Source organism: Gordonia sp. NPDC057258, assembly GCF_042668985.1.
GTDB classification, from domain to species: Bacteria; Actinomycetota; Actinomycetes; order Mycobacteriales; family Mycobacteriaceae; genus Gordonia; species Gordonia hongkongensis.
Genome location: NZ_JBHUXZ010000011.1, coordinates 134022 through 141819, shown reverse-complemented (window position 1 = coordinate 141819; position 7798 = coordinate 134022). Strand labels below are relative to the sequence as shown.

Annotated in this window: 5 protein-coding genes; 4 read left to right on the top strand and 1 reads right to left on the bottom strand. The window is 68.0% G+C overall.

The window, feature by feature from the left end; genetic code table 11:
* Nucleotides 1–40: 40 nt before the first annotated feature.
* Nucleotides 41–2377, bottom strand: coding sequence for an FdhF/YdeP family oxidoreductase (locus ACFUEJ_RS10855; protein WP_388029232.1), 2337 nt, complete (start codon nt 2375–2377; stop codon nt 41–43).
* Between the two features lie 67 nt (nt 2378–2444).
* Between ACFUEJ_RS10855 and ACFUEJ_RS10850 the strand changes: the two genes are divergently transcribed.
* The 4 genes from ACFUEJ_RS10850 (at nt 2445) to ACFUEJ_RS10835 (ending at nt 7736) form a co-directional block, all read left to right on the top strand.
* On the top strand, nt 2445–3062 hold the full coding sequence (locus ACFUEJ_RS10850; protein WP_078112225.1) for a molybdenum cofactor guanylyltransferase: 618 nt from the start codon (nt 2445–2447) through the stop codon (nt 3060–3062).
* A gap of 68 nt (nt 3063–3130) precedes the next feature.
* Nucleotides 3131–5821: a valine--tRNA ligase gene (locus ACFUEJ_RS10845; protein ID WP_388029212.1), complete on the top strand. Its 2691-nt coding sequence runs from the start codon at nt 3131–3133 to the stop codon at nt 5819–5821.
* Entirely contained in the window at nt 5818–7350 is a 1533-nt protein-coding gene (locus ACFUEJ_RS10840) for a folylpolyglutamate synthase/dihydrofolate synthase family protein (RefSeq protein WP_068972581.1), read from the top strand. The genes ACFUEJ_RS10845 and ACFUEJ_RS10840 overlap by 4 nt, the downstream gene beginning before the upstream one ends.
* The gene (locus ACFUEJ_RS10835; RefSeq protein WP_058250055.1) at nt 7347–7736 is read left to right on the top strand and encodes a DUF4233 domain-containing protein; all 390 of its coding nucleotides are present in this window, start codon (nt 7347–7349) and stop codon (nt 7734–7736) included. The genes ACFUEJ_RS10840 and ACFUEJ_RS10835 overlap by 4 nt, the downstream gene beginning before the upstream one ends.
* The last annotated feature ends 62 nt before the right edge of the window (nt 7737–7798 follow it).

The following is a 7798-nucleotide window of genomic DNA, read 5'->3' as shown; positions in this document are numbered from 1 at the left end:
GCCCGGACGACCGGACGGGGCTCGCTGCTGTCGTCTCCGGCTAGGCGGATTCGGCCGGTTCGATGCGGATCACCACCGCCTTGGAGACCGGTGTGTTCGACTCCTTTGCCACCGATCCGAGCGGGACCAGCGGGTTGGTCTCGGGGTAGTACGCGGCCGCGTTGCCGCGCGGTGTGTCATACGGGACCACCTCGAAGCAGCGGACCCGTCGTTCCTCGACTCCGGCCTCGCCGTCGAACTCCGAGACGATGTCGACGAGTTGCCCGGCGCGCAAGCCGAGGGACGCGATGTCGTCGGGATTGACCATCACGATGTGGCGGTTGCCGGAGATGCCCCGGTAACGGTCGTCGTGGCCGTAGATGGTGGTGTTGTACTGGTCATGGCTGCGGAGTGTCTGCAGGACGAGGCGGTCGGCCGGGACGTCCACCCATTCGAGGGGATGGACTGCGAAGTTGGCCTTGCCGTTGGGCGTGTCGAACGACCGGGTGTCGCGCGGCGGGTGCGGCAGCACGAAACCGTCACTGCGGCGGACGCGGATGTTGAAGTCGTGGAAGCCGGGGACGACCCGCTCGATCCGGTCGCGGATGCGGTCGTAGTCGCGTTTCAGTTCCTGCCACGGAACCGGGTGAGCGGTACCGAGAACCCGGGTCGCCAGGTCGCAGATGATCGCGACCTCACTGCGCAGGTGCGCCGACACCGGCGGCAGCGACCCACGGGACAGGTGGACCGCCGACATCGAGTCCTCGACCGAGACACGTTGTGCCACACCGTCGATGATGTCCCGGTCGGTGCGCCCGAGGGTGGGCAGGATGAGTGCGCGACGGCCGGTGACGAGGTGGGATTCGTTGAGCTTGGTGGACACGTGCACGGTGAGTGCGCAGCGCCGCAGGGCGTCGGCGGTGACGTCGGTGTCGGGTGAGGCGGACACGAAATTGCCGCCCATCCCGACGAAGACGCGGACCTTCCCGGCGGCCATCGCAGTGATGGCGGCGACGGTGTCGTACCCGTGCTCGCGTGGGGACGTGATGCCGAACTCGGCGTCCTGAGCAGCGAGGAAGGACTCTGGCATCCTCTCGAAGATCCCCATGGTGCGGTCGCCCTGCACGTTCGAATGACCGCGCACGGGGCAGAGGCCGGCGCCGACGCGGCCGATCATGCCGCGCAGGAGCAGCAGGTTCGTGCCTTCGGCGATCGTCGCGACGCCGTGGCGGTGCTGGGTCAAGCCCATCGCCCAGCACAGCACGATGCGGCGCGAAGTGGCGACCGTCCGTGCGAGCTCGTCGATCTGGGTGCGGGTCACGCCGGTGACCTCGACGACCCGGTCGAGGTCGACGTCGTCGAGCAGGTCGAGGTACTCCTCGACCCCGGCGCACGACTCGTCGAGGAACTGGTGATCGAAAACCGTTCCGGGGGCGGCTCGTTCGGCGTCACGGAGCAGACGTGCGACGCCGCGGAACAGAGCCATGTCGGACCCGAGCCGGACCTGGAGGAAGTCGTCGGCCAGCTTGGTACCCGCGCCGATGACCCCGCCGACCTTCTGTGGATCCTTGAAACGCATCAGGCCTGCTTCGGGCAGCGGGTTGATCGCCACGATCCGGGCCCCGTTGTGCTTCGCCTTCTCCAGGGTGGCGAGCATTCTCGGGTGATTGGTGCCGGGATTCTGGCCGGCGATGAGGATGAGATCGGCCGCCTCGAGATCGGGGACGGTGACCGAACCCTTGCCGATGCCGATCGACGCGCCGAGAGCGGCGCCGGAGGACTCGTGGCACATGTTCGAGCAGTCGGGGAGGTTGTTCGTACCCAGGCTCCGGGCGAAGAGCTGGTACAGGAAAGCGGCTTCGTTGCTGGTGCGACCCGACGTGTAGAACACGGCCTCGTCAGGCGAGTCCATCGCGGCGAACTCGTCGGCGATGACGGCGTTGGCCTCGTCCCAGTTCAGCGGGCGGTAGTGGGTGTCGCCCGGACCGAGGTACATCGGGTGCGCCAGGCGTCCCTGCTGCGAGAGCCAGTAGCCGCTGCGTGTCCGGAGGTCGTCGACGCTGTGGGCGGCGAAGAACTCGGGGGCGACGGCTCGACGTGTGGCCTCCTCGGCGACCGCCTTGGCGCCGTTCTCGCAGAACTCGGCATGCTTGCGGTGGCCCGGCGTCTCCGGCCAGGCGCATCCGGGACAATCGAACCCATCACGTTGATTGAGCTTGATCAAGGTCTGTGCTGTCCGGAGCGCGCCCATCTGCTCGACTCCGCGCTTGAGGGCGACTGCGACGGCCGGGACTCCGGCGGCGTAGGTCTTCGGGTGTGTGCGCCGGACCTCGCGCGGCTCGTCGGCGGGGTGCGTCGCCGCAGTCTCGGTGTTGCGAGTGTTGCTCATGATGTCCATCTTGCCCCGCCCGTGCGCCAGATCGCGCACACTGAGCGATGTGACTCAACACGGATCGGATACCTCGGTGCTCGCCGGCCTGGTGCTGGCGGGCGGACGTTCGCGACGGATGGGCAGCGACAAGGCCGCGCTCGACTGGGACGGTGAACCCATGCTCGCGCGAGTGGTGCGGGTGGTGTCCCAGCGCTGCGATCCGGTGCTGGTCGTCGCGGGCGAGACGTCCGCCGCATTCCGCGGCATCGACGACATCCGCGACCGGGCGGCGCCGGGGATCGACTCGTCGAAGGTGCACTGGGTGACCGACGAACAGGAGGGGACGGGTCCGCTCGGCGGGCTCGTCGCAGGCCTGTCCGCAGCGGTTGCCGCGGGTGCCGAGTTCGCGTTCGTCTGTGCCACGGACATGCCGCTGATCGCTCCGGAGCTGATCGACGAGCTGCGGCTGGGGCTGACCGACTCGACCCAGGCGGTCATCGCCCACGACGCCCAGCGGGATCATCCGATGGCGGGGATCTACCGCACGGATGCCGCGGCGATGATCGCGGATGTCGTCGCCGGCGGTGAACGGCGCATGCTGGGCGCGATCGAGGCGCTCAACACCCATCGGGTGGGGATCTCCGATCCGGACTGGCTGGTCAACGTCAACGCGCCTGAGGACCTGCACAGATTGCGCGTCTCCGCGGGTTAGCACGAAGCGCTCGGGCGCGGACGGGTCCCGGGCGAGGTCCGGCCCGGCGAAAACATAGAATAGCGGCCGTGACATCACCCGACCAGACATCCGCGTTGCCCGAGACAGCGTCGCCCCGGACTGCCGTACCCGAGACCGGGTTGCCGAAGTCCTGGGACCCCGCTGAGCACGAGGCGTCGCTCTACCAGGGCTGGGTGGACGCCGGGTACTTCACCGCGGACGCGGCGAGTGACAAGCCGCCGTTCTCCATCGTGATCCCGCCTCCGAATGTCAACGGCTCGCTGCACATGGGCCACGCCTACGAGCACGTCCTGATGGACGCGCTCTCGCGTCGTCGTCGGATGCAGGGCTACGAGGTGCTGTGGCTCCCCGGCATGGACCACGCGGCGATCGCGATGCAGACGATGGTCGAGCGCAAGCTCGCCACCGAGGGCAAGACACGCGACGACCTCGGCCGGGAGGCGTTCATCGAACGGGTGTGGGCCGAGAAGGCCGAGATCAGCGGCAACATCGGCGAGCAGATGCGCCGGCTCGGCGACAGTGTCGACTGGTCGCGCGAGCGCTTCACGATGGACGAGGGTCTGTCGCGCGCAGTGCACACGGTCTTCAAGAAGATGTTCGACGACGGGCTGATCTATCAAGCCGAGCGCCTCGTCAACTGGTCGCCGGTCCTCAAGACCGCCGTCAGCGACATCGAGGTGAGTTACGCCGACGTCGAGGGCGAACTCGTCAGCTTCCGTTACGGGTCACTCGACGACACCGAGCCTCACATCGTCGTCGCGACGACCCGACTCGAGACGATGCTCGGCGACACCGCGATCGCGGTGCACCCCGACGACGAACGGTATGCCCACCTGGTCGGCACCGCACTGCCGCACCCTTTTGTCGACCGGATGATCCCGATCGTCGCCGATGATTACGTCGACCCCGAATTCGGTAGTGGCGCAGTCAAGATCACGCCGGCACACGACCCCAACGACTTCGCGCTCGGTCAGCGGCACAACCTGCCGATGCCGACGATCATGGACGAATCGGCCCGGATCGCCGACACCGGAACCGAATTCGACGGCATGGACCGCTTCGAGGCGCGCGTCAAGGTGCGCGAGGCGCTGGCCGAACAGGGCCGGATCGTGAAAGAGGTGCGTCCGTACCTGCACAGCGTCGGGCATTCGGAGCGCACCGGCGAGCCGATCGAACCGCGCCTGTCGATGCAGTGGTGGGTGGCGGTCTCCACGCTGGCCGCGGCGGCCGGCGACGCGGTGCGGGACGGGTCCACGGTGATCCACCCGAAGTCGATGGAGCCGCGCTGGTTCAGCTGGGTCGACGACATGCACGACTGGTGTATCTCGCGTCAGCTGTGGTGGGGTCACCGCATCCCGATCTGGTACGGACCCGACGGCGAGGTGGTGTGCGTCGGACCCGACGAGCAGGCCCCCGAGGGCTACGTCCAGGAGACCGACGTCCTCGACACCTGGTTCTCCTCCGGGCTGTGGCCGTTCTCCACGATGGGCTGGCCCGATCAGACCGCGGATCTCGAGAAGTTCTATCCCACCTCGGTTCTCGTCACGGGGTACGACATCCTGTTCTTCTGGGTGGCCCGCATGATGATGTTCGGCACCTACGTGGGCAAGGATCTGGGTCCGGGCAACGAGATCCCGTTCCACAACCTGTTCCTGCACGGCCTGGTGCGCGACGAGCACGGCCGCAAGATGTCGAAGTCGAAGGGCAACGGCATCGACCCGCTCGACTGGGTGGAGCGCTTCGGTGCCGACGCCCTGCGCTTCACGCTCGCCCGCGGGGCCAATCCAGGCTCGGACATCTCGGTCGGTGAGGACCACGCCCAGTCCTCGCGCAACTTCGCGACGAAGCTCTACAACGCCACCAAGTTCGCGTTGATGAACGGCGCGAAGGTCGGGGAGCTTCCCGACGCCGAGACGCTGACCGACGCCGACCGGTGGATCCTCGGCCGGCTCGACGAGGTGCTCGCCGAGATCGACGCCGGGTTCGAGTCCTACGAGTTCTCGAAGGCATGCGAGGCGCTCTACCACTTCGCGTGGGACGAGGTCTGCGACTGGTACCTCGAACTCGCGAAGGTGCAGTTCGCCGAGAACGACGAGAATCGTTCGGAAGCAACGTCGCTCGTGCTGGGCGCGGTACTCGAACCATTGCTGCGCGCGCTGTCGCCGGTGATGCCGTTCGTCACCGAGGTGCTGTGGAAGGCGCTCACCGGGGGTGAATCGCTCGTGGTGGCCCCCTGGCCGACCACTTCCGGGCGCGATTGGTCGTCGGATTCGGCCGCCCGCGTGGACGATCTGCAGCGACTGATCACCGAGGTGCGGCGTTTCCGCAGCGATCAGGGCCTCCGTCCGGGCCAGCGCGTCGCCGTGCAGTTCGACGGACTCGGCGAAGCCGGGCTCGAACACTTGCTGCCGTACGTGACCTCCCTTGCGCGCCTGGACCCGGCCGGTCCCGACTTCGGCGCGACCGCGACCATCGAGGTCCGCCTGAGCGTGGCCACCGTGGTCGTCGCGATCGACACCTCGGGCACCGTCGACGTCGAAGCCGAACGCAAGCGGCTCGCCAAGGACCTGGCGGTGGCCGAGAAGGAACTGTCGACGACCTCGGCGAAACTGGGCAACGAACAGTTCCTGTCCAAGGCGCCCGACCACGTGGTCGCCAAGATCCGGGACCGTCAGCGGATCGCGACCGAAGAGGTCGAACGGTTGAACGCGAAGCTGGCGAGTCTGGCCGGCGCGTGAGCGACGACACCGGTTTCCCCGAAGAGGATCCAGCCGTCCTGGGAATGGATGCGGCAGGCGACCCCCTGGGTCTCTCGGCGATCCTGGGGGAGGACGAACCCGATCCGGACGCCGAGCCGGCGCGGCTGCGCGTCACTGACAGCGCCGACGATCTCGCCGAACTCGCCGAGGTCGAGGCCGAGCTCGACACCCGGTGGCCCGAGACCAAGATCGAGCCGTCGCTGACCCGCATCGCGACGCTCATGGATCTGCTCGGATCCCCCCAGCACGGATACCCCGCGATCCACATCGCCGGGACGAACGGCAAGACGTCGGTCACCAGGATGGTCGACGCGTTGCTGTCCGCGCTGCACCGGCGCACGGGCCGGATCACGAGTCCGCACCTGCAGCGCGTCACCGAGCGGATCTCGGTCGACGGCAAGCCGATTCCGGCACGCACCTACATCGACACCTATCGGGAACTCGAGCCGTACATCACCATGGTCGACGATTCGTCGACAGCGGCGGGTGGACCCCGGATGAGCAAGTTCGAGGTGCTGACCGCGATGGCGTATGCGGTCTTCGCCGAGGCGCCGGTGGACGTCGCCGTCGTCGAGACGGGCATGGGCGGTCGATGGGACGCGACCAACGTCATCGACGGCACGGTCTCGGTCATCACACCGATCGCGATGGACCACGCGGACTATCTCGGCGACACCCTGACCGCCATCGCGGGGGAGAAGGCCGGCATCATCAAGCCCGCCGAACCCGATGCGGCCGGCACCGTCGATCCCGTCACGGTGATCGCCGAACAGAGCCCCGAGGTGATGGACGTCCTGCTGCGCGCGGCCGTCGATGCGGGCACCATCGTCGCCCGCCAGGGATCGGAGTTCGCGGTCCTCGACTCGGTCATCGCCGTCGGTGGGCAGATGCTCACCATCCAGGGCCTCGGCGGTGTCTACGACGAGATCTTCGTGCCGCTGCACGGTGCACATCAGGCGGCCAACGCGGCGCTGGCGCTCGCGGCGGTGGAGGCGTTCTTCGGTGCGGGCGCCGATCGTCAGCTCGACATCGACGCGGTGCGTACGGGTTTCGCGTCCGTCGCCAACCCCGGACGGCTCGAGCGACTGCGCAGCGCCCCGACGGTGTTCGCCGACGCGGCGCACAATCCCCACGGAGCCGCGGCGCTGGCGCAGGCGCTGGCCGAGGAGTTCGACTTCCGTCGACTCGTCGGCGTCATCGGCGTGCTGGGTGACAAGGACGCCCGCGGAGTCCTCGAAGCCCTCGAGCCGGTGCTCGACGCGGTCGTCGTCACCGACAACGGGTCGCCACGGGCCCTGGAGCCCGAGACGCTCGCGGAGTACGCGCGGGAGGTGTTCGGCGAGGACCGCGTGGTCGTCAAACCCTTCCTGCCCGACGCCGTCGAGGAGGCCATCGCACTGGCCGAGGAAGCCGACGGCGAACGCGTGTCCGGTGCGGGCGTGGTCATCACCGGGTCCGTCGTGACCGCCGGTGCCGCGCGAACACTCTTCGGTAAGGAACCCTCATGACCCGGTACACCCCACCCACGAACGATCCGTGGAAGGGGCTCCGCGGCGTGATGGCCGGCACGATGATCCTGGAGGTCATCGTCGTGATCCTGGCGTTCCCTATCGTGTGGCGCCTCGGCGACGGGCTGACCTGGTTGTCCGGCGGATACCTCACGCTCGTCGTCATCGCGATGATCCTGGCCGCCGGGATGCAGGGCCGGCCGTACGCGATCAACCTCGATCTCGGCCTGCAGGTCGTCCTGATCATCGGGGGGCTCTTCCACTGGTCGATCGCGGTGGTGGGAGTCGTCTTCGGGTCGGTCTGGCTGTACATCCGCTACATCAAGGCCGACGTCGAGAAACGGGTCGAACGCGGGATGCTGCCCGGCCAGGAGCCGATCGAGTAATCGGTCCGGCGGCCACGGCCGTCTCGCCGCCGGCTGTCCGACCAGCGGTGTTCTCGTTGCTC